18 protein-coding genes are annotated in these 21518 nt (G+C 60.8%); 9 read left to right on the top strand and 9 right to left on the bottom strand.

Annotation, left to right across the window (positions count from 1 at the left end; genetic code table 11):
* Nucleotides 1–10 precede the first annotated feature (10 nt).
* Nucleotides 11–664, bottom strand: coding sequence for a hypothetical protein (locus AB4X18_RS15270; protein WP_370400897.1), 654 nt, complete (start codon nucleotides 662–664; stop codon nucleotides 11–13).
* 90 nt (nucleotides 665–754) lie between these two features.
* Between AB4X18_RS15270 and AB4X18_RS15265 the strand changes: the two genes are divergently transcribed.
* The 3 genes from AB4X18_RS15265 (at nucleotide 755) to AB4X18_RS15255 (ending at nucleotide 5719) form a co-directional block, all read left to right on the top strand.
* Complete coding sequence (locus tag AB4X18_RS15265) at nucleotides 755–1759, top strand: hypothetical protein (RefSeq protein ID WP_370400896.1); 1005 nt, start codon at nucleotides 755–757, stop codon at nucleotides 1757–1759.
* Between the two features lie 416 nt (nucleotides 1760–2175).
* On the top strand, nucleotides 2176–4062 hold the full coding sequence (locus tag AB4X18_RS15260) for a TPR end-of-group domain-containing protein (RefSeq protein ID WP_370400895.1): 1887 nt from the start codon (nucleotides 2176–2178) through the stop codon (nucleotides 4060–4062).
* A 364-nt stretch (nucleotides 4063–4426) separates the two neighbouring features.
* Nucleotides 4427–5719, top strand: a complete 1293-nt coding sequence (locus AB4X18_RS15255) for an O-acetylhomoserine aminocarboxypropyltransferase/cysteine synthase family protein (RefSeq protein ID WP_370400894.1) — start codon at nucleotides 4427–4429, stop codon at nucleotides 5717–5719.
* A 33-nt stretch (nucleotides 5720–5752) separates the two neighbouring features.
* Here AB4X18_RS15255 and AB4X18_RS15250 read toward each other — a convergent pair whose 3' ends face one another.
* Nucleotides 5753–6448, bottom strand: coding sequence for an SIMPL domain-containing protein (locus tag AB4X18_RS15250; RefSeq protein WP_370400892.1), 696 nt, complete (start codon nucleotides 6446–6448; stop codon nucleotides 5753–5755).
* Between the two features lie 172 nt (nucleotides 6449–6620).
* Here AB4X18_RS15250 and AB4X18_RS15245 point away from each other — a divergent pair, with 172 nt between their 5' ends.
* On the top strand, nucleotides 6621–9395 hold the full coding sequence (locus AB4X18_RS15245) for a hypothetical protein (RefSeq protein WP_432816768.1): 2775 nt from the start codon (nucleotides 6621–6623) through the stop codon (nucleotides 9393–9395).
* Between the two features lie 89 nt (nucleotides 9396–9484).
* Here the strand turns inward: AB4X18_RS15245 and hppD are convergent, their stop codons facing one another.
* The gene (gene hppD, locus AB4X18_RS15240; RefSeq protein ID WP_370400889.1) at nucleotides 9485–10582 is read right to left on the bottom strand and encodes a 4-hydroxyphenylpyruvate dioxygenase; all 1098 of its coding nucleotides are present in this window, start codon (nucleotides 10580–10582) and stop codon (nucleotides 9485–9487) included.
* Between the two features lie 141 nt (nucleotides 10583–10723).
* Here hppD and AB4X18_RS15235 point away from each other — a divergent pair, with 141 nt between their 5' ends.
* Both AB4X18_RS15235 and AB4X18_RS15230 read left to right on the top strand, forming a co-directional pair.
* A complete protein-coding gene (locus tag AB4X18_RS15235; RefSeq protein WP_370400888.1) occupies nucleotides 10724–11179 on the top strand; it encodes an Lrp/AsnC family transcriptional regulator in 456 nt (151 codons plus the stop codon).
* A gap of 33 nt (nucleotides 11180–11212) precedes the next feature.
* Nucleotides 11213–13120, top strand: a complete 1908-nt coding sequence (locus AB4X18_RS15230) for a cation:proton antiporter domain-containing protein (RefSeq protein ID WP_370400887.1) — start codon at nucleotides 11213–11215, stop codon at nucleotides 13118–13120.
* An 11-nt stretch (nucleotides 13121–13131) separates the two neighbouring features.
* Here AB4X18_RS15230 and cobT read toward each other — a convergent pair whose 3' ends face one another.
* Nucleotides 13132–14145 (bottom strand): nicotinate-nucleotide--dimethylbenzimidazole phosphoribosyltransferase, encoded by a 1014-nt coding sequence (cobT, locus tag AB4X18_RS15225; RefSeq protein ID WP_432816767.1) that lies wholly within the window; start codon nucleotides 14143–14145, stop codon nucleotides 13132–13134.
* Between the two features lie 82 nt (nucleotides 14146–14227).
* On the opposite strand from cobT, the gene AB4X18_RS15220 reads away from it, so the two are divergent.
* Nucleotides 14228–15025 carry an adenosylcobinamide-GDP ribazoletransferase gene (locus AB4X18_RS15220; RefSeq protein ID WP_370400886.1) on the top strand — a complete coding sequence of 266 codons (798 nt, stop codon included), beginning with the start codon at nucleotides 14228–14230 and terminating at the stop codon, nucleotides 15023–15025.
* Nucleotides 15026–15088: 63 nt separating this feature from the next.
* On the opposite strand, the gene AB4X18_RS15215 is transcribed toward AB4X18_RS15220, so the two are convergent.
* The 5 genes from AB4X18_RS15215 to AB4X18_RS15195 all read right to left on the bottom strand — a co-directional run bounded on the left by AB4X18_RS15215 (nucleotide 15089) and on the right by AB4X18_RS15195 (nucleotide 20159).
* A complete protein-coding gene (locus AB4X18_RS15215) occupies nucleotides 15089–15601 on the bottom strand; it encodes a CarD family transcriptional regulator (protein WP_370400885.1) in 513 nt (170 codons plus the stop codon).
* Between the two features lie 303 nt (nucleotides 15602–15904).
* Nucleotides 15905–16243, bottom strand: coding sequence for a ferredoxin FdxA (gene fdxA / locus AB4X18_RS15210; protein ID WP_432816766.1), 339 nt, complete (start codon nucleotides 16241–16243; stop codon nucleotides 15905–15907).
* Between the two features lie 52 nt (nucleotides 16244–16295).
* Complete coding sequence (locus tag AB4X18_RS15205; protein WP_432816765.1) at nucleotides 16296–16682, bottom strand: RNA-binding S4 domain-containing protein; 387 nt, start codon at nucleotides 16680–16682, stop codon at nucleotides 16296–16298.
* On the bottom strand, nucleotides 16683–19589 hold the full coding sequence (locus AB4X18_RS15200; protein WP_370400884.1) for a helicase-related protein: 2907 nt from the start codon (nucleotides 19587–19589) through the stop codon (nucleotides 16683–16685).
* A gap of 12 nt (nucleotides 19590–19601) precedes the next feature.
* Nucleotides 19602–20159 carry a tetratricopeptide repeat protein gene (locus tag AB4X18_RS15195; RefSeq protein ID WP_370400883.1) on the bottom strand — a complete coding sequence of 186 codons (558 nt, stop codon included), beginning with the start codon at nucleotides 20157–20159 and terminating at the stop codon, nucleotides 19602–19604.
* A 74-nt stretch (nucleotides 20160–20233) separates the two neighbouring features.
* Between AB4X18_RS15195 and AB4X18_RS15190 the strand changes: the two genes are divergently transcribed.
* Nucleotides 20234–20524, top strand: a complete 291-nt coding sequence (locus tag AB4X18_RS15190; protein WP_370400882.1) for an SCP2 sterol-binding domain-containing protein — start codon at nucleotides 20234–20236, stop codon at nucleotides 20522–20524.
* On the top strand, nucleotides 20524–21471 hold the full coding sequence (locus tag AB4X18_RS15185) for an alpha/beta fold hydrolase (RefSeq protein ID WP_432816764.1): 948 nt from the start codon (nucleotides 20524–20526) through the stop codon (nucleotides 21469–21471). The genes AB4X18_RS15190 and AB4X18_RS15185 overlap by 1 nt, the downstream gene beginning before the upstream one ends.
* Nucleotides 21472–21518 lie beyond the last annotated feature (47 nt).

Below are 21518 nucleotides of genomic sequence, written 5' to 3'. Positions count from 1 at the left end.
GTCTTGATGGTTAAGGGATCAGCACGTTGGCGCGTTCAAATTCGGCCATATCCATGCTCAGATCATCATACACGATCTGGATGGTGATCTTTTGCACCCCACCCAGTTTCAGTGTCAGCGCCGGGATGCCATCGTCTTCCAATATCGCGTTGGGCGTGGTGTATTTCATGTGGCAAGGCGGCAGTGGCCAGTTCTGCATCGGTTCATCATTGATGGAGATCGCCATCGCCGCCAATCCGCAGCGCCACCCCCAAAGATGTGTCACATAGAGCCAGTCCTTGCCGTCATATTCGCGCACGGCAACCCAGCTGCCCCGTGTCGCGTCAAGGATCGGCCGGACCTCTGTCGCGGTTGTGAATTTGCCGCTGGGCGTTTGCGGTTCGGCCTGGAGCCCGGCGGGCACCACCGCCATGTTGAATAGGTTGGGCGCAGACACCTGCGCCGGGGTCGGGGCGGGTGCCGGGGTTGCGGCGGGCTTGCCTTCGATCACGACGTTTTCGCCGATCACAACGCTGCCTTGTCCGATCGTGACCGTCGCCGTCCCGTCGTCCTGAGGCAAAATAACCGTAGCGGCAGGCGGATCGGCTACGGCCGCCACGTCCGGCGCCTCCCCCGCACTGCCATTCGCCCCTGCGGCAATCATGGCAAAAAAGAAATCCAACATGTCACATCCCCCGACCTTCGCAAAAATGCTGTCTTTTGCCCCCAAGCCCTTCGCCTTATAGTGGTGAAAAAAACCAAGGGCTGTTCGAGTATGGCACGCAAGTCGCGCGCATCGCAAACATTCAACGTCGTCGTCGTGGGACAGCATGGACGCCTTGCCTATGAGGCGTTGATCTTTGCCGCTTCGTTGCGAGCGAAAAGCCCCGACTTCGCCGGGCGCCTGTTGGTGGCAGAGCCGCAGCCGGGGCCGCTGTGGGACAAGGACCCCACCATCCGCAGTGCAGATGTGTGCGCCGCACTGGAGGACCTTGGCGCGCAGATCATCCCCTTTGAGACCAAGCACTTCGGCAGCGCCTACCCCTATGGCAACAAGATCGAGATGCTGCGCGCCCTGCCAGAGGGAGAACCCTTTGTCTTTTTCGATACCGATACGCTGATCACCGGCGATCTGATGCAGGTGCCGTTCGACTTTGACCGCCCCAGTGCGTCCCTGCGCCGCGAAGGCACATGGCCGGTGCCGCAGGTCTATGGCCCCGGCTACACCGGTCTGTGGAAGTCGCTATATGACAAGTTCGGCCTTGATTTTGAAAGCAGTCTCGATCCCGGCCAGCCCGATGAATACTGGCGGCGGTATCTGTATTTCAACGCCGGGTATTTCTTTTACAAATGCCCCCGCGTCTTTGGCCAGTTGTTCGAGGAATACACGCTGGCCATCCGCGACGACCCTCCGATTGAGCTGTGCTGCCAGTCGTTTGATCCCTGGCTGGATCAGGTCGCATTGCCGCTGGTGATCCACGCGCTTGGCGGCGGGCGCGATACGCTCCCGGATGGGCTGCTCGATGGCAGTGTTTCCTGCCACTACCGCCTTCTGCCGCTGCTCTATGCCCGCGAAAGCGATCTGGCGGTTCAGACGCTGGAAGAGATCACCGCCCCCAACAAGCTGAAGAAGGTGCTGAAGGGCTATGACGCTATCAAGCGTATGATCTATCAGGGCCGGGGCCAGAAGGTGCGTGCGCTCTTTGATCAGGAACACCTGCCGCGCAAGGAACAGGCCATTCGCAACCGGATCAAGTCGAACGGGTTTTGGATGCGGTGAGGATGGTGTGTCGGATCGAACGCGAACGGGGGTGAACGCACACCTGCTCTGACCTGAGACAGACCGGGCGTTTGTAAGGAGATCGGTGGATGGCCGGTTTGCAAACAACCCAGCCTTGTGCGGGTGCAGCTATTGCGCAGGCAGAATTCCTTGTAACCTTTGGCAGGCTTTGCGTTGCGTCGTCAAACCAGCCATTGGAATTCGTCATGTGATGCCTGTTTCCATCTGTCCTTTCGCTGCAGTTGCGTACAACACTCAAGACGCAGACGGAGCGGGCTTGAGTTGAAGAGGTTCTAGCTCAAACTGAAACCCTTAGCGGAATTGGCCGCATTCCTTCATCTACCAACGCAGCATCAGATGCTGTTTAATTCCTCCAACAATGGTAGGTTCAAGTCAGTCAAATTGGATAAGAACTTATGGAACGACGCCTCGCTGCGATCCTCGCTGTTGACGTAGTAGGTTATAGCCGCCTTATGGGGGCCAATGAAGTTGCCACATTGAAGGCCCTGAGCGAAATTCGCATTGGGTTGATCGAAGGCACTATCAGCGCCGGAGGCGGACGCATCGTTAAGCTGATGGGCGATGGCATACTTGCTGAGTTTGCCAGCGTCGTTGCCGCCTTGGAATCCGCGCTCGAAATCCAGCAGGAAATGGCACAGCGCAACGTCGATGTTCCTGAAGATCGGCAGATCTGCTTTCGCATGGGCGTGAATATTGGCGATGTTCTGTTCGAGGATGGCGATGTCTTCGGCGACGGCGTCAATATTGCTGCGCGGATTGAGGCATTGGCACGTCCCGGCTGTGTTGCAGTCTCAGGTGTCGTACGCGACCAGGTAGGCAACCGGCTTAAAGCTACATTCGAGGCTGCCGGTGAACAAGTGCTGAAAAATATCGAGGGCGCGGTACCGGTCTTTCATGTCCATTCTAAAGCCGCCGACAAGCAACCGTTGAGTGCCGAGGCCGTCAGCCGCCCGTCCATTGCCGTTCTTCCTTTTGCCAACATGAGCGGCGACCCTGAGCAGGAATATTTCGCCGACGGGATCACCGAAGACCTGATTACCGACCTTTCCAAGCTTTCCGGTCTTTTCGTCGTCAGCCGAAACTCTAGCTTTGTCTACAATGATCGGCCTTCCAACATGCAGAAGGTTGCCCGCGACCTCGGCGTGCGTAACCTCCTTGAAGGCAGTGTGCGCAAGGCAGGAAACCGTGTCCGCATTACCGCCCAGCTGATTGACGGTGTCACCGCGGGCCACCTCTGGGCCGACCGATACGACCGCGACATTTCAGACATCTTCACCCTGCAGGACGAGATTACCAAAACGATCGTCGACCAGCTCCAGGTCCGGCTTCTCGAAACCGAAACTGCCAGCAGTGCGCCCACCGGAAACGCCGAAGCCTACAATCTGTATCTAAAGGGTCGTCAATTATTCCACATGCGGACCAGGAAATACCTTGAAGAGGCGCGAATGCTGTTTCTAGAGGCGCTGCAACACGACGCGGATTACGCCCGCGCCTACGTGGGCATGTCCGAATGTGAAGCTCGGTTGAACGACTGGTTTGGCTCGAAATACGCGCCCGAAGACATTATTGCCATGGCCCGGCGCGCCATCGACCTGGATCCCAACCTTGCGGAGGCGCATGCTGGCCTTGGGCTGGCCTTGCATATAGCTGGACAGAACGATGCCGCAGTTGTGGCTTATCGAAAGGCTCTGGCGCTCGACCCGCTCTGCTATGATGCGCACCACAATTTCGCACGGTACTGTCGGGGCCAACTGGATCCTGAACGCAGCGCGTACCACTTCATAAGGGCGCTCGAAATCAGACCGGATGACTACCGCTCTCCTCTGCTGCTCATTGCGGACCTCGAAGAACTCGACCGCGTTGAAGAACGCGAGCGTTACCTCGAATTGGGGATCAAGCGTGCGGATGAGGCGGTGCTGCTTTACCCAGGCTATCGCGATCCGCTTGAACTGTCGGCGTGTGTTCTCGCTGGCGTTGGCAGGTTTGAGGAAGCCCGCGCGAGGTTGGATCGCGCCGATGCAATGGACCCGGACGGTCGCACCAACAACGGCTACAATATTGCGTGCACATTTGCCCTTCTTGGAGAGACCGAGCGCGCGTTAACCTGGCTCGAAGAGATCTATCCGGGTCTCGGTCAAGTTCAACGAGATTGGATGCGAAACGACCCCGATTTGACCTCGCTGCGCAACCACCCACGATTCAAAAAGATGATACGTGCGCGTGGAAAAAGGGAACATAAGCTGCGCTCTGTTAAAGACCGGTTTGTCCCGCGAAATAATTGACGGCATTCAAAGGTTTCCTGCAAGGCGAATGAATGGCCGATTTTTTCTTGCGCAGCGGAACAGGAATTTGCAATTCTTCGGCGAATTCTGTGCTGCGACCGCACGCAGCGAGAAATCGACACTTCCGCAATGGCCTCAAACCCGCCATTCCTCACATGCCAGCCAAATCTCTGTTTCCCCGCTGCGGTCCGCATAACACCAAAAGACACTCCAACAGACGCAAACCCCACAATCCCACCGCATCCGGGACAGCCTCCCACCCCTGCCCCGTTTCCAAGGATGGTGTCCTCTTATCTGCCTGCGTGCTTGTCTCCCCACGCACCATCCCCTAACGATACGGCCAAACACCAACCGGAGATGACCCATGACAGACGGCCCCACTTACGGCTTTGACACGCTTCAGATACATGCAGGCGCCCGCCCCGACCCGGCCACAGGCGCCCGCCAGACGCCGATCTACCAGACGACCGCCTATGTCTTCCGCGATGCGGACCATGCGGCGGCGCTGTTCAACCTTCAGGAGGTCGGGTTCATCTATTCGCGCCTGACCAATCCGACGGTCGCGGTATTGCAGGAGCGCATTGCGACGCTTGAAGGCGGCGTGGGTGCGGTGTGTTGTTCATCCGGGCACGCGGCGCAGATCATGGCGCTTTTCCCGATCATGGGCCCCGGCAAGAACATCATCGCTTCGACCCGTCTTTATGGCGGCACGGTCACGCAGTTCAGCCACACGATCAAACGGTTCGGCTGGGAATGCAAATTCGTCGATTTCGATGATCTGGACGCGGTACGCGCAGCAGTGGATGACAACACGCGTGCGATCTTTGGAGAGGCGATTGCCAACCCCGGTGGCTACATCATGGATGTGCGCGCCGTGGCGGATATCGCCGATGAAGCGGGCGTGCCGCTGATCATCGACAATACCTCCGCCACGCCGTACCTGTGCCGCCCGATCGAACATGGCGCGACGTTGGTGGTGCATTCCACCACCAAGTACCTGACCGGCAACGGCACTGTCACCGGTGGCTGCGTGGTGGATTCAGGGACATTTGACTGGTCCGCGAGTGACAAGTTTCCATCGCTCAGCCAGCCGGAGCCTGCCTACCACGGCCTGAAGTTCCACGAGACCTTCGGCAATCTGGCATACACCTTCCATGGCATCGCCATCGGGTTACGCGATCTGGGCATGACCATGAACCCGCAAGCCGCGCATTATACGCTGATGGGGACCGAAACCCTGTCCCTGCGGATGGACCGGCACGTGGAAAACGCCCGCAAAGTGGCGGAATGGCTGGAGAAAGACGACCGCATCGACCACGTGACCTATGCCGGGCTGAAATCCTCCCCCTATTTCAAACGCGTGAAAACCGTGTGTCCCAAGGGGGCGGGCGCGTTGTTCACCGTGGCGGTCAAGGGCGGCTATGATGCCTGTATCAAGCTGGTCAACGCGCTGGAGATCTTCAGCCATGTGGCCAACCTTGGCGATACGCGGTCGCTTATCATCCATTCGGCCTCCACCACCCACCGCCAATTGTCGGCAGAGCAGCAGGAAGCAGCGGGGGCTGCCCCCAATGTCGTGCGGATCTCCATTGGTACGGAAGACGCGGATGATCTGATTGCCGATCTGGATCAGGCCCTGAGCAAGGCGGCAAGCTGAACCTCTCTGGCGCCGCCTTTCAATCGGGCGGCGTCAATCCACCGCTGATATGGCGAAAACCATCGTCACCCGCGCAGTGATATCCACCTCCCCCGGTGCGATGGCGCTTTCCATGCTGGCGCGGGCGTCTGCCATGCCCATGTGCATCGGTCCGGCGCCCGCTGCCCCGTCCGAAAGCTGCAGGACCGGCCCAAGGTTGAGACCGCCCGCTTCTGCCAGAACCCGTGCACGCATCATCGCGTCGGCCACAGCGGCCTTGCGGGCTTGCTCCATCGCGGCGCTGTCGTCCTGAAGACCGAACGACAACCCATTGAAATCATTTGCCCCCGTGGCAATCACCGCATCAAGAACCGTGCCAAGCGTGTCGAGATCGCGTACGGTAACGGTGATCCCATTGCCCGCTTCATACCCGGTGATCTGTCGGCCATCTTCCAGCCGCGCCTCGTTGTAGATCGGGTTCAGGTAGAACCGGCTGGTCTGTTGATCCTCCGCCGCGATTCCCTGCATCTTAAGCGCGTCAAGCACGCCGGTGATGGATTGGCCCATGGCATCCATCGCGTCCTGCGCGGTTTTCGCGCGCTCGCGCACGCCCAGGTTGATCTTTGCCATGTCCGGCGCAACTGAGATACGCCCCTCTCCCTGAACGAAGACACCTTGCGCGACGTCTTCGGCATGTGCGGCGGGCGCAAGCGCCAGCCACAGCGCTGCCATCCAATACCTCGTTTTCATGGGATAGTCCTTTCCAGAGCAGTTGCTTTCGTCCTTTACCTGACCTTAGCAGGCCTTGCTGTACAGGTCCGAATTTGCCGCCAACCCTTTTCATGGGCAAACTCCCGCGCTATTCTTGGTGGATATCCGGGGCGCGCTCGTCCCCACATAAAGCATGTGCTAAAGCGTGACCATGAAACCGAATTTTGCCCTTTCCCTGTCCTTCGAAGGCATCCGGCTGTTGCACCGTGCCGCAGGGGGGTGGCGTGAGGTCGGCGAAGTTGCGCTGGATGCGCCGGACATGGCGGACGCACTGGCAGTGCTGCGCAAGACGGCCACGGCGCTTGAGCCCGGCGGGCTGCGTTCCAAGCTGTTGCTGCCGAATGACCAGATCAAATATCTGCTGATCGACACACCCGGGATGGACGTCGACGCCCGCCGTGATGCCGCCGCGAAAGCATTGGACGGGGCCACGCCTTACGCGGTGGAGGATCTGGCATTCGACATCAGCCAGGACGGCGACCGCACCCACATCGCGGCCGTTGCCCGCGAAACACTGGCAGAGGCCGAAGCCTTCGCGGTGGAGCATCGGTTCCACCCGGTCAGTTTCGCCGCCGTGCCCGGCACGCATCCCTATCTGGGGGAGCCGTTTTTCGGGCAGGCCGAAGCGGCTGCCGAGTTGCTTGAAGAAGGCGAGACGATAGAGCCGGACGGCATCGCCGTCGTGGTGATCGGCGATGTTTCTGCGCCTGAAGAACCCGCCGCGCCCGAGCCGTCACAGGATGACTTGGCAGCAGAGGAGGTCCCCGCAGATCAGGCAGACCCGCCAGACACCTCGGCACCACCTCAGGCAGAGTCGGAGGGCAAATCGGCGCCCATTGTGGCTGAAGCAAAGCCTGAGCCCGAACCCGCGCCGGAAGCAACTGAATCGAAACCAGAAAAATCGCCTGCACCCGTCGCCTTCAGCCCACCGCCCGTGCCGGAGCCTGCAGAATCAAAGGCTGCGCCATCCGACCTCAGGGATGACGCAGCCGAGCTTTCGCCTGCCGACATGAAACCGGATGCAGAGGCCGACGTAGAAAAACGGGCTGAACCGGTTGCGCCCGAGGCACCGCGTGACGCGGATGATGCACCGCCTCCTGCGGCAGCGATGCCGCCGCTTGTGGCGAAGGCTTTGGGCAAGGCACCGACGCTGCCTGATGCGGTTTCCGCCGTCACGTCTGACGCGAAGACCAGCGGTACCAATGATCCCGTCGCGCCGCCCGTTGATCCCCCTGCGGCGCCTGTTGCCGCGCGCGCGGCCGGTTTTGCGAGCCGCCGAAGCGGTGCAGGCCCCGATGGTACAGCGACATCCGACACCCTTCGCGCCAGCCGCGACCTGCCTGCCAATGTAGCCGCTGCTGAACTGCCGATTGATCCCGACAGTTCCTCCCTGACAGTTGACCCCTTGCCAGATGATGTGCCGCCTGCACCCCGCGGCGGGTTCCTGAGCCGCCGCCGCGCTGCGGCAAGGAACCAAGCGACCCCCAGCCCAGCCGCCGCTGCCGCCGCACCCGCACTTGCCGCGCAGATCGACACGCCCGGTTCTGAAGAAGAGCGCATGACGATCTTCGGTGCGCGCAAGACCGAAGTCGGTGGCAAGCCGCGTTTCCTGGGTCTGGTCCTGACAGCCGTCCTTCTTGTATTCCTCGCCGGGGTTGCGGCATGGGCGTCCGTCTTTTTGGATGACGGCTTGAACCTGTCGCGCCTGTTCGGCAATCGAGAGCCAGAGATCACCGCCTCTGCCCCGCAGGAAGCCCCGGTGGAGCTACCCGCCCCGATCATTGCAGACACACCAGTTGCGGAAGACATTCAAACCGCGGCCCTCGATCCCGACCTGAGCGCGACAGATGAAGCGGTTCTTGATGCGCTGCGCCGCCCCGACCCCCTGCCCCCCCGCGAATTGACGGAGGAAGAGGTCGAGGCGAAATATGCGGCCACGGGCATCTATCCACGCGCCCCGGTCGTGCCACCCGAACCAGCCGGGCTGGTAAACATCGACGATCTATACCTGACCAGCATCGACCCCATCAGCACCGCCAATGATGCGGTGGCCTTACCGCCCCTGGCAGAGGTCCGACCCGACAAGGCACCGGAAGATGTGCCGTCTCCTGCTGCTGCGGGCACGGTTTTCACACTGGACGAACGCGGTCTTGTGGTCCCGTCGCCAGAGGGCGCGATGAGCCCGGATGGCTTTCTTGTCTATGCAGGCAAGCCTCCCCTCGTGCCGCCGGAACCTCCGACCAGGTTCCAGAGTGTGCCGCAGGTGACGCAGCCAAGACCCGAATTGGCCGGTTTCCGCCCCAGACCGCGCCCCACCAACCTTGTGGAGAGCAATGAGCGCGCGCAGCTTGGCGGTTTGTCAAAGTCCGAACTGGCCGAATACCGCCCGCGGTTGCGCCCCCAATCCGTGCAGGAACAGGTCGCCGCCGCCTCTGCCGCCGCCGTCACGGCCGTGGACACGGAAGAGGCCGTAGCGGCCGCCCTTGCCTCCACCGCCGTTCTGGAAGCCGACCCGTTCGCGGATGCCACCCGCTTTGCCGTGCAGGCGTCCATCCGGCCGGACACGCGCCCGCGCAACTTTGCGCGGACTGTTGAACAGGCGCGGCGCAGCGCGCCTGAAGTGACACAGGTCGCCAGTGCCGCAGCCGTGGCGCCGCGTACCGTTGCCCCCAAGATCCCGTCCAGCGCCTCCGTCTCTCGCAGTGCAACGGTCAAGAACGCCATCAACCTGCGCAAGGTCAACCTGATCGGCGTCTATGGCAAACCATCGAGCCGCCGCGCGCTGGTGCGGCTGGGCAACGGGCGCTACAAGAAAGTAGTCGTAGGGGACCGGATCGACGGCGGACGGGTTTCGGCCATTGGCGATTCAGAACTGCGCTATACCAAGGGTGGGCGTAACGTGATCCTGAAGATGCCCAAAAGCTGACGGCGCGGCCGGCAGATCGGCACGCCGATCTATGAGAGACGCTGTCTCTCACACTCTCTGCGGGATTTAGGGCCAAAAAGAGAAGACCCTCAGGATGCTTCTGACAGATCCCCACTGTCAATTTGCTCCTGTTCGATGCTTTCAAAGAGGGCCTTGAAGTTGCCTTCGCCAAATCCGTCATCCCCTTTGCGCTGGATGAACTCAAAGAAGATCGGACCGATCACGGTCTTTGAGAAAATCTGCAGCAGGATGCGGGTTTCTCCGCCGTCCACCACACCTTCGCCATCGATCAGGATGCCATGTTTCTGCATGCGATCAAGGGGTTCCGCATGGTTCTTCACGCGGGTCTGGCTTTGCGCATAATACGTCTTGGGCGGACCGGGCATGAATTTCAGGCCGTTGTCCGCAATTGCATCTGTTGCGTCGTAGATGTTGCGCGCGCCCACCGCGATATGCTGGATGCCTTCGCCCTTATACTTTTTCAAATAGGCGACGATTTGGCCCTTGTCGTCGCGGTCTTCGTTGATCGGAATGCGGATGCGGCCGCAGGGCGACGTCAGCGCACGGCTGGTCAGGCCAGTGTATTTGCCGGAGATGTCAAAAAACCGGATTTCACGAAAATTGAACAGATCCCCGTAGAACCGGAACCAGACGTCCATGTTGCCCTTGAAGACGTTGTGAGTCAGATGGTCGAGGTAGTAGAACCCGACGCCTTCCGGCTTGGAGGGCGCGATCCAGTCATATTCCCAGTTGTAGGGCGATGTGTCGTAGTACTGATCCACGAAATAGATCAGCGACCCGCCGATCCCCTTGATCGCAGGCACGTCGAGCACCTTGCCGGTGCCGGTGTATTCCTCCGCCCCTCGTGCCACCGCATGTGCCAGCGCCTGTGCGGCATCCACCACGCGCCATCCCATCGAAGGGGCGCAGGGGCCGTGTTCGGCCACGAAACCGGCGGCAAAGCTGTCCGGATCGGCGTTCAGCACATAGGTGATATCGCCCTGTTGCCAGAGTTCGATCCGTTGCGTCTTGTGATTGGCCACATGGGCATACCCCATCCGCGCAAACAGATCGCGCAATTCCTGCGGGTTCTCGGATGCGAATTCCACGAATTCGAAACCATCCGTCCCGGCAGGGTTTTCGGGTGAGATGCGTGATTTCGGGGCGTCGTGCGGGAAAGGACCCATGGGGTTCTCCTGTGGCTTGATCGGGGGATGCAGAAATATACGATATCTTGCTTGCGCCGAGTGCGCATAATTACATCCATCTATGGTATTCTTTGCGCAATTCCCGCATAATTACGTTGGATAAACAAGAAAGGCCGCACCGTGTTGGATGATATTGATTTGCGCCTTCTGTCCGCGCTGCAACGTGACGCCCAATTGACGGCGCAGGATCTGGGACAGTTGCTGCACCTCTCCCCATCGCAGGCGGGACGACGCAGACAACGGCTGGAAAGCGCGGGCTATATCCGAGGATACACCACCCGCGTCGATGCGATCCGGTTGGGATTGAACGTTCAGGGCTTTGTTCAGGTGCATCTGGGCACCCATGGGCCGGAGAATGCGCGCAGTTTTTCGCAACTGCTGGACAGGACACCGGAAATCGTGAGCGCATGGACGCTTACAGGGGATGCAGATTATTTGCTGCGGGTCTATTGTGAAGACCTGCCCGGCTTGAATCGCCTCATCCACGAGGTGCTGCTGCCCCACCCTGCGGTTGCCCGCGTGCAAAGCCAGATCGTCATGGATCAACCCAAACGCGACAGCCCGCTGCCGACCTGACCGCGCCTGCGGGCGTCATTTGAAAGGACCGATATGGAAGGTTTCCTGTTTCAGGCCACGATCTACCTTGCGGCGGCGGTGATCGCGGTACCCATCGCATCCCGATTGGGATTGGGGTCGGTGCTGGGCTATCTGGCGGCGGGCATCCTGATCGGCCCGCTGCTGGGGCTTGTCGGCGCGGAGACCAAGGATGTCCAGCATTTCGCCGAATTCGGCGTGGTGATGATGCTGTTCCTGATCGGGCTGGAATTGGAACCCCGTGCCCTGTGGGACATGCGGCATCGCTTGCTGGGGCTGGGCGGATTGCAGGTCGGATTCTCCACCGCGGCGCTGATGGGGATTGCGATGGCCTACGATCAACCCTGGAACGTGGCGCTGGCCATTGGCCTGACGCTGGCGCTGTCTTCCACGGCGATCGTGCTGCAGACCTTGTCCGAAAAGAACCTGATGCAGACCAGCGGGGGGCGGTCGGTATTTTCGGTGCTGCTGACGCAGGATATCGCGGTGATCCCGATCCTCGCCTTCCTGCCGCTGCTTGCCATCAATGTCGGCAGTGCGGTTTTGCCGGACGGCTCCATCACCGTGGACCCCGACAAGGTAGCCGACGCGCTTGAAGACGATCATCACAGTGCCGGTGCGGCGGACGCCGCGTTCAATTTCGTGCAAAGCCTGCCGGGCTGGGGGGTGACACTGCTGACCATCGGGGCCGTGGCCGCGATCATCTTCGTCGGCATCTTTTTCACCCGCCCGGTGTTTCGCTTCATCCATGCCGCCAAGCTGCGCGAGATGTATACCGCGCTGGCGTTGCTGATTGTCGTCGGTATCTCTTTTTTGATGATACTTGTCGGTCTGTCACCGGCACTGGGCGCCTTTCTGGCCGGGGTGGTGCTGGCCAGTTCGGAATTCCGGCACGAGCTGGAAACGGACCTTGAGCCCTTCAAGGGCCTGCTTTTGGGGTTGTTCTTCATTACCGTGGGTGCGGGCATCAATTTCGAATTGCTGTTTGGCGATCCAGTGATCCTTCTGGGGATGGCCCTGTTGGTGATCATCGTGAAGGGTTTGATCCTGTTTGTGCTGGCCAAGTTGTTCAAGCTTCATGGGCGCGATCAGTGGCTGTTTGCGCTTAGCTTGGCGCAGGCCGGAGAGTTCGGTTTCGTTCTGGTCAGCTTTTCGCTGGCAACAGGTGTCATGCCGGCGAACGTGGCAGAAACACTTCTGCTGGTGATTGCCCTGTCGATGCTGATCACGCCGTTGTTGTTCATCCTTTATGATCGCATCAGCAAACGCATGGAGGACGTCGCGCCAATCGTCCCGGATGAGATCGACGAACAGGGCCCGGTGATCATCGCTGGGATCGGGCGATTTGGGCAGATCGTGAATCGGTTTGTGCAGGCCAGCGGGTTTCAGACCGTGGTGTTGGATCACAACCCCAAGGCCATCGCCGTGATGCGCCGTTTCGGCTTCAAGGCGTTTCTGGGGGACCCCACACGCCCCGACATCCTGCGCAAGGCGGGATTGAAGGACGCGCGGGTACTGGTCGTGGCGCTGGACGATCCCGCCGCAGCACGCAAATTGATCGCCTATGCGCGCAAGGAACGCCCCGACCTGCACATCGTCAGTCGCGCGCACGACCGCACGGAGGTCTATCGTCAGTACCAGGCTGGATCTGACGACATCGTTCGGGAGATGTTTGACAGCTCGCTCCGGGCGGGGCGCTATGTGTTGGAGAACATGGGGCTTTCGGATTACGAAGCTGCCGAAGCGTCCCGGATCTTCTATGCTCATGACCGGGTAACGGTAAAGGAACTGGCGGCACTTTGGCGGCCCGGAGTGGAGCCGGGCGGCAACAAGGAATACGTTGCGCGCGCCAAGGAATTGCAGAAGGACCTGGAGACCGCGTTCCTTAACCGGGTCGATGAGGACGATCAGAAACGCGCCTGACGTTGTTTATCCTATCCGTCGCTGACGCCTGCCTGCGCGAAGGTCGCCATGCCCGCGTGACATGCCATCGCCGCCTTGAGCACGGATATCGCCAGCGCCGCGCCGGACGCCTCCCCAAGGCGCAGCCCAAGTGTCAGAAGCGGTTCCTTGTCCAGCGCTTGCAACAGACGTGCATGGCCGCCCTCGGCACTCAGATGGCCGGCCACGGCATGATCCATGGCGCCTTTTACTGTGTGGGCGAGGCACAACGCAGCCGCACAACAGATGAAACCATCGAGGATCACCGGGATACGCAGGCTGCGCGCGCGCACCATCGCCCCGGCCATCGCTGCAATCTCCCGGCCCCCCAGACACCGCAGGATGTCCAGACCGTCCCCGGCCTTCGCATGAAGCGCGACCCCTTCAGCGACAACGTCTGTTTTGATTTTCAGACCTTCATCGTCAACGCCCGTACCCCGGCCCGTCCATTCCGCAGCCTCCCCACCCAGCAGGGCGCAGGCCAAGGCGGCGGCCGACGTGGTATTGGCGATGCCCATCTCTCCGACCACAAGCAGATCGGCCTGTGGGTCAACCACCTGCCATCCGGCGTTCAACGCCTCAAGAAACGCAGCCTCATCCATTGCGGGAGCTTTGGTGAAATCCCGGGTTGGTGTGTTCAGCGCCAGCGGGACCACGTCAAGCGTGGCACTGGCGCAGTCTGCCAACTGGTTGATTGCCGCCCCCCCGTGCTGAAAGTTCAGCACCATCTGTTCGGTGACTTCCGCCGGAAAAGCGGAGACACCCCGCGCAGCGACCCCGTGATTGCCCGCAAATACGATAATCTGCGGCTGGGTGATCTTTGCCAGGTCCCCCCCACGCCAACTGCGGTACCACAGCGCGAGGTCCTCAAGCCTGCCAAGCGCACCCGGTGGTTTGGTCAATTGTCCGTTGTGGTCCGCCGCTGCGGCAAGGTCTGCCGCGCTGGGGCCGGGTTGGGCAGTCATCTGCGCACGAAATTCGGCAAGGGTGGAAAAGGCTTGGGTCATCGGGCAGGCTCTGATTGCGATTGAATTGGCCCCCTGTCTAGCCGTAGCCTTGGCAGGCCGAAAGGGGCAGAAGGGCAGATTGATGACCGATAGCGACAATGACCCGAACGGGCCGCAAGGCTGGCGGGATTTTCGGCCCCGTGACGTGCATCTGGCGTTTGCCCTGCTGACCCGCCTTCCCCTGCCACCGATCCATTTCGACCCTGCGGAAAAGCGGCCCGCCGCCCATGGGGCATGGGCCTATCCGTTGGTCGGCCTTGCGGTGGGCGGGTTCGTTTTGGCGGTGGCGATGCTGTTGGGGGAGCTTGGGGCCTCTGCCCCGGTTGCGGCAGGCCTTGCATTGGTGGCGGGCGCACTGGTCACCGGCGCGATGCACGAAGACGGGCTGGCCGATTGCGCCGATGGGTTTTGGGGCGGCTGGACAGTGGAGCGGCGACTTGAGATCATGAAGGACAGCCAGATCGGCACCTATGGTGTGCTGGCGCTGATCCTCGTGCTTGGTTCGCGGTGGGCCCTGCTTGCGCAACTGATCAGCGAAGGGGCGCTGGCCGCGGCGGTCCTTGCCGCCGCTGTATCCTCCCGCGCGGTGATGGTTTGGGTGATGGCGGCCCTGCCTGCGGCCCGCACAGATGGCTTGTCACGGCAGACCGGACAGCCCCCGATGCCGTCGGTTCTGGCCGCTTTGGGCATCGGCGTCGTTGTCACGGCACTGACCGTGGGTCATGCGCTTTTCCTGATCGCGGCACTGGCGGGGCTGACGGGCTTTGGCCTGATCCGGCTGGCGCGGGCAAAAATCGGCGGCCAGACCGGTGATGTGCTGGGCGGTACGCAACAGGTGATCGAGGTCGTCATTCTGATCGGTGTCACCCTGACCCTTTGATCTGAAACGAAAAAGGCCGCGCTCCGAAGAGCACGACCTGTCTTTTTCGCATGGGTGTTGACCTCAAGCGGCGACGCGGCTTTCCAGCACATCACCGACCTGCTTGGCGGCGGCCAGTTCATCACCGCCCCCGACCGCAGCAACTTCGCGTGTCAGACGTTCCAGTGCCGCCTCGTACAGCTGGCGCTCGGAATAGCTTTGTTCGCGCTGATCATCAGTGCGGTGCAGGTCGCGTACGACTTCGGCGATTGCAATCAAATCGCCGGAGTTGATCTTCTGCTCGTACTCCTGCGCACGGCGCGACCACATCGCGCGTTTGACCTTCGCCTTGCCTTTTAGCGTCTTCATCGCGTGGCTGATTACGTCCGGGCTGCTCAGCGCCCGCATCCCAATCTCTGTCGCCTTGTGGGTAGGGACCCTTAGCGTCATCTTGTCCTTCTCGAATGCAATCACAAAGAGCTCCAGCGTGATGCCGGCGACTTCCTGCTCCTCGACCGAGATGATCTGACCAACGCCATGGGCGGGATAGACAACAAACTCATTCGGACGGAAGTCCAGCTTTTTCGATTTACTCATGTTCGGCTCCTGAGGCGCGGGAATCCCGCAGTTAAATGGCGATGAACAGACGTCAAAAACGCCGTCGGGCGGTGGCAGCAACCACGTCCGAAAGCGCGTATTCCGAGGATTTGTGCGTCGTCCCGAGCAGTCGGGAAGCGACAATTGCCTGTCCGTCAGTTTCGTCGGTCTGTTTCAACTTTGTAATACCATACCACAAAATCGGCCGGTCCGAAAGGCGGCCCCGAGGGAACGCACCCGAAATGCGGATGTTTCAATACTGTAAGGGACTTTTCGGTGCCGCGGAGCGAACCAATTGCCGAATCAGCCCCCCTCGCCGGGGGCTTCGGAAAAGTATTTCTCGAGCTTGCCCTCTTCCCCGTCGCGGTCATCCGCGTCGGGCAGCGGATCTTTCTTGGTGATGATCACCGGCCACAGTTCTGAATACTTGCGATTGAATTCGACCCATTTCTCCGCATCCGGTTCAGTGTCCGGTCGGATGGCGTCGGCGGGGCATTCGGGTTCGCATACACCGCAGTCAATGCATTCGTCGGGGTGAATGACCAGCATGTTCTCCCCTTCATAGAAGCAATCGACTGGGCAGACCTCGACGCAGTCGGTATATTTGCATGCAATGCAGCTGTCGTTCACGATATAGGTCATGCGGTGATTTTCGTCCGTTTTGTTTGCATGCTAGCTAAATCAGGCAGGGCCATCATTCAAGATGGCGCGCCTTAGAAAGATCAAGCTGACGACGGTCCCGCTTGGTCGGACGGCCTTTTCCTTCAAATGCCGGATTTTCAGGGCTTTTTTCCTCGCTCCGCGGCTCTGGAGGGGACAGATCGGTATAGAGCGCCTGTGCTTCCGGTGCGGGACCGCGCCGGGTGCCCAGGGCATCGACCTGTATGACCCGCACATGATCCCCCTGCGCGAAGGTCAGCACGTCGCCGGGGCTGATCGTTGCCGCGCGTTTTGTGGTCAGGTCGCCGTTGATGCGCAGACTGCCAGCCGTCACGCGGGACGCTGCGAGCGACCGCGTCTTGAAAAACCGCGCGTGCCATAGCCATTTATCCACACGCAGCTTTTCTGTCTTTTCAGACACTTATTTCCCGTCCTTCAACCCCATGAGCGCAGCTGCGAAGGGGTTATCAGGGTCGATCTGCTTTTCCTTGCGCGGGGGCTTTGCGGAGAAGTTCTGCGCCTTGTTGCCACGCTGTCCCTTGTCGGCGCGCTGGCCGCCCTTGCGCCCCTTGGGCTTGCCCTTGGCCGGGGGGCGATCCGTGCCGCCACGCCGGTTCTGGGTGTTCGCGCGGGCGTGTCCGCCCCATGTGAATGAATAAAAAACTTCCATCTCGGGTGCGTCAATTTGCGCATCGGGGGCGGTGCCCACCGGCACCTCGCCAGCCGCCGTTTGCGGCACTTCCGGTGTCTCCGCCTCAGGGGTCACGGGTGTTTCAGCCACCGGTGCTGTCCCCTGATCCTCAATCGCGTCTGCGACGGGTGGGACGTCTGCGGGCGCTTCGGCTTCTGGCGGCTCTGTCACCGCACCTTCCGGCGCCGCGTTCGCGGTGTCCATGACGGGCGTATCCTCCGCAGGCGTTTCTGCCCCCGGCACGACGTCGGACACCGGTTTGACCTTGACCCGCTCGCCCTTCTCGGCGGCGTAACCCAAGCCCTGCATCAGCTCCGCAAATTGCTCCAGCGTCATACCGGTGATTGACAGCATGTCTGCCTTGGCCTCGAACCCGCTCCGGGAATCCTCGGTCCGCAGCATGTCCGCCAAACGCTCCAACATATCGATGCGAATGGCGCGAGTGCCGGCATTACGGTAGCCCGACATCGTGTCGGCCCCTTCTGGCGCTGCGGCATCAACGGGAATGGTTACCAGTCCAGGTGGAGGCGATTCAGGGAATGTTTCCAGTTGCTTGGACAGGGACCATAGAACAAGCCGCAGTCGTGTGGGTGCCGGTTTCAACACCAACGGCATGAAGATGGTGAACTGACCGAACCTTACCCCATGTTTGCGCAGCGTTGCGCGCGCGTCCTGGTCAAGTGCCTTGACGTCCCGCGCCACGGCTGCGCGTGGCAGGATGCCAAAAGCCTCGACCAGCTGGAAGGCAAAGCCGCGCGCCAAGCCGGTCAGCGTTTCGTCCTTTGAGAGCGTCAGCAGCGGCTCGAACAATGCAGCAACCTTTCGGTCGATGAAATGCTGCAGGCGCCGCTGCACCTTCTGTGCAACCTCCGGGCCTGCAACATCGTCCACGAATACCTCGACCTGCGGACGCAGCGCGTCAGGGCCCGCAATCAGTTTGCCTACGGCGGAGGCGCCCCACATCAGGCCGCCCTGCTCGGTGAAATCAATCTCCGTATCGGGCGCATTGTAGAAACGATCGGCACGCAGATGAAATTGCGGGGCGAGCGCCTGCAACGCGGCGGTCTTGATCGTTTTCTCCTCAGCACCGCCAGCACCCTTGTCTGCGCGGAAACGGAATCCGTCCAGCTTGCCTACAAATTCGCCTTCGACGGTCACTTCACCGGTATCATTCACTTCGGCCACCATGGCCTCCTTCTGTCCTAGCCGCCGCAGCAAAACGGATGTGCGCCGGTCTACAAATCTTTGGGTCAGCCGCGCGTGCAGCGCATCCGACAATCGATCTTCTACGATACGGGTCGCCCCGCGCCAATGGCTTTCATCACGCGTCCACCCTTTGCGTTGGGCGACATAGGTCCATGTGCGAATGAACGCCAATCGTTTGGACAACGCATCAATGTCCCCATCGGTTCGGTCGATGCGCTTTATTTGTCGTGCAAGCCAGTCTTCGCGGATCTCTCCATGCTGGTGCAGATCGTTGAAAATCGTCTCCAGAAGTCCGGCATGTTCCGCGTGGCTTATCCCGCGAAAATCCGGGATCCGGCAGACATCCCACAACAATCGCACTGACGGTCCATCGCTGCACCGCGCCAGAACCTCGTCCACCTGGCCCAGCGTTTTGAGGGCGCGCAGATCGTCAGCTTCGCGCGCCCGGACCAGACGTTCATCCTCGGGCTTGGCTTCCAGCGTTGCAATCAACCGGTCGATGGAGCCGAATTGCAGCGCATGATTGCGCCAGTTGATCTTGTTCTGCGGGGTGAACTGGTGGTCCATGATGGCCCGCGCCACACCGTCATCAAGCGCGGGCGCATCGCCAGTCACGCCGAACGTACCGCTTTTCACCCCCCGCCCCGCGCGCCCGGCGATCTGGGCCAGTTCGTTCGGCGCAAGCGGACGCATCCGCCGACCATCAAACTTCGATAGCGCCGAGAAGGCAACGTGGTCCACATCAAGGTTGAGCCCCATTCCGATGGCATCGGTGGCCACCAGGAAATCGACCTCTCCTGATTGGTACATCTCGACCTGCGCATTGCGGGTTCGCGGTGAAAGTGCGCCCATCACCACCGCCGCACCACCCTTTTGGCGGCGGATCAGTTCTGCGATTGCATATACATTCTCAACTGAAAAACCAACGATTGCGCTACGAGGACGCATCCTGCTTATCTTTTTCTGACCTGAGTGGGTCAATTCGGACATACGTTCGCGACGGATGAAATCGACCTTCGGCACCAGCGCAGATATCGTGCCGCGCATGGTATCAGAACCAAGGAACAGCGTCTCGTGCTGGCCGCGGGCGCGCAGCAGACGGTCGGTGAAGACATGACCCCGCTCCGGGTCGGCGCAAAGCTGGATTTCATCAATCGCAACGCAATCGGCACCCATCCCTTCGGGCATCGCCTCAACCGTGCAAACCCAGTATTGCGTGCGCGGCGGAACGATCCGTTCTTCTCCGGTCACCAGCGCCACCACCGACGGGCCGCGCAGCGCGACAATCCTGTCATAAACTTCGCGGGCCAGCAGGCGCAGCGGCAGGCCGATTACGCCAGTGCGGTAGGCCAGCATCCTTTCAATGGCATAGGTCGTCTTGCCGGTATTGGTCGGGCCCAGAACGGCCACGACCCTTGAACTGCCTGACACATTAATCCCCGATCAGATTTCCCGCCCGATCCCGTCACGCTTGAGCCGCTTGAGCGCGGTCTGGGCATTTTCGTGATGGGGATGGATTTCCAGGACCTTCCGGTACAGTTCAGCCGCACGGCGCAGATCGCCGAATTCCTGCATCAGCACAGCCAGGCCAAAAATGGCATCATAATGCTGCGGGTTCAGCGCCAACGTGCGCTGCAGATCATCCAGCGCGGGCCCATACAGATCACGCCTGAAATAGGCCTCCGCCCGGGCGTGGAACCCTTCGGCGAAATCTGGCGCATGATCGGTCAAAGCTGTGAAATGTTCGATGGCGAGCCGGAAATCACCCTCCGACAAGGCTTCCCGTCCCCGGGTCAGCAACATATCCATCGCCGCAGACCCTGACCGCGACCATTCGCGTTCGATGTCGCGGGCAATGCGCGGCGCGTCTACCGGCCCGGCCGCGCGCAGGTCTTCCAGCAATTCAGCCGTGCGATCCTGTGCCACGGCCATGCCGGACAGCAACACAACGAAGCCAAGTGCCGTAAAGTGACGTTTGAGGTTGACGGTAAGGACGGGCATAACAAATGTGAATGTAACAGGCTGCCGCCGCAATTCCACCCGTGACAGCAGCATTTCACCAAAAAGGAACCACGATGAGTGATATTGTAAACGAAGCCGTCACCGCGCTGAATGCAAAGCTGGCCGGAGCGGACTTCGATGGGACAGCCAAGTTCGATATTGCGGGCGAAGGCTGTGTGATGATGGACAACACGGGCGCGCGCGCGGCTGACGAAGAAGCTGATGTGACGTTGTCGGCAGATGTCGAGACGTTCAAGGGCATCATGGAAGGGGACACCAACCCAACGGCGGCGTTCATGTCCGGCAAACTGGCGGTCGATGGTGACATGGGCATGGCGATGAAGCTGGCTGCCGTTCTGGGTTGATGGACCTCACGCCGGCCCCATTTTTCACGGATGTGCATCCTGGTCCCGAAGGGGGTGCGGCCCATTGGGCCGTGACCTCTGACGGAAAACGGATCAGGGTCGGCGCCTGGCCGCTTGCGGGGGCAAAAGGCACGGTGCTGCTTTTCCCCGGACGGACCGAATATATCGAGAAATACGGCGTGGTTGCCCACGATCTGGCCAAGCGGGGTCTTGCCACGTTTGCGATCGACTGGCGCGGTCAGGGCTTGGCCGACCGGCTGCTGCCCGACCCGCTTGTGGGTCACGTGGACACGTTTCAGGACTATCAGAAGGATGTGGCCGCCATGATGCGCGCCGCCCGCGCGCTTGGTCTGCCCAGGCCTTTTTTCCTGCTCGCCCACTCAATGGGGGGCTGCATCGGGTTGCGCGCCGTGATGGAAGGCTTGCCCGTGCAATCGGCTGCCTTTACCGGGCCGATGTGGGGCATCTACATCAAACCCCATCTGCGCTTCGTCGCGGGTGCATTGGCAAATCTGATGCCGAAATTCGGCAAGGGTCACATGCTGCCGCCCGGCTCTACTACGGAACCCTATGTGCGAGCGGCACCTTTCGAGGACAACATGCTGACCACTGACGCACAGATGTATGACATGATGCGCGATCAGCTTGCCGCGCATCCCGAACTTGCGCTTGGTGGTCCCAGCTATGTCTGGCTGCGGGAGGCTTTTGCGGAAACAGAACACCTTGCCGGGCGCGCGGCGCCCAACCTGCCCGCGGTGGCATGGCTTGGGTCCAACGAACGCATCGTTTCCACACCGCCAATCCACGCCCGCATGGAAAGCTGGAAGGGCGGTCGGCTTGAGATCATCCCCGGCGCAGAGCACGAAGTCCTGATGGAGAGCGAAGCGCTGCGGAACCCAATACTGGACGGCATTCAGAAAGTGTTCCTGGCAACTGTGACCGCCTGAGCTGCCGCCTGCCCCCTGTGCAAGCCGCAACTTGCCGCTACATTTGC

This window comes from Sulfitobacter rhodophyticola, assembly GCF_041281685.2.
Classification (GTDB): domain Bacteria; phylum Pseudomonadota; class Alphaproteobacteria; order Rhodobacterales; family Rhodobacteraceae; genus Sulfitobacter.
The sequence above is the reverse complement of the archived record's forward strand: the minus strand, read 5'-3'. Positions and strand labels throughout refer to the sequence as shown.

Excerpts from the sequence above, each read along its gene's own strand:
- AB4X18_RS15270 (WP_370400897.1), bottom strand. The coding sequence starts at position 664 with ATGTTGGATTTCTTTTTTGCCATGATTGCCGCAGGGGCGAATGGCAGT.
- AB4X18_RS15265 (WP_370400896.1), top strand. The coding sequence starts at position 755 with ATGGCACGCAAGTCGCGCGCATCGCAAACATTCAACGTCGTCGTCGTG.
- AB4X18_RS15260 (WP_370400895.1), top strand. The coding sequence starts at position 2,176 with ATGGAACGACGCCTCGCTGCGATCCTCGCTGTTGACGTAGTAGGTTAT.
- AB4X18_RS15255 (WP_370400894.1), top strand. The coding sequence starts at position 4,427 with ATGACAGACGGCCCCACTTACGGCTTTGACACGCTTCAGATACATGCA.
- AB4X18_RS15250 (WP_370400892.1), bottom strand. The coding sequence starts at position 6,448 with ATGAAAACGAGGTATTGGATGGCAGCGCTGTGGCTGGCGCTTGCGCCC.
- AB4X18_RS15245 (WP_432816768.1), top strand. The coding sequence starts at position 6,621 with ATGAAACCGAATTTTGCCCTTTCCCTGTCCTTCGAAGGCATCCGGCTG.
- hppD (WP_370400889.1), bottom strand. The coding sequence starts at position 10,582 with ATGGGTCCTTTCCCGCACGACGCCCCGAAATCACGCATCTCACCCGAA.
- AB4X18_RS15230 (WP_370400887.1), top strand. The coding sequence starts at position 11,213 with ATGGAAGGTTTCCTGTTTCAGGCCACGATCTACCTTGCGGCGGCGGTG.
- cobT (WP_432816767.1), bottom strand. The coding sequence starts at position 14,145 with ATGACCCAAGCCTTTTCCACCCTTGCCGAATTTCGTGCGCAGATGACT.
- AB4X18_RS15220 (WP_370400886.1), top strand. The coding sequence starts at position 14,228 with ATGACCGATAGCGACAATGACCCGAACGGGCCGCAAGGCTGGCGGGAT.
- AB4X18_RS15215 (WP_370400885.1), bottom strand. The coding sequence starts at position 15,601 with ATGAGTAAATCGAAAAAGCTGGACTTCCGTCCGAATGAGTTTGTTGTC.
- fdxA (WP_432816766.1), bottom strand. The coding sequence starts at position 16,243 with ATGACCTATATCGTGAACGACAGCTGCATTGCATGCAAATATACCGAC.
- AB4X18_RS15195 (WP_370400883.1), bottom strand. The coding sequence starts at position 20,159 with ATGCCCGTCCTTACCGTCAACCTCAAACGTCACTTTACGGCACTTGGC.
- AB4X18_RS15190 (WP_370400882.1), top strand. The coding sequence starts at position 20,234 with ATGAGTGATATTGTAAACGAAGCCGTCACCGCGCTGAATGCAAAGCTG.
- AB4X18_RS15185 (WP_432816764.1), top strand. The coding sequence starts at position 20,524 with ATGGACCTCACGCCGGCCCCATTTTTCACGGATGTGCATCCTGGTCCC.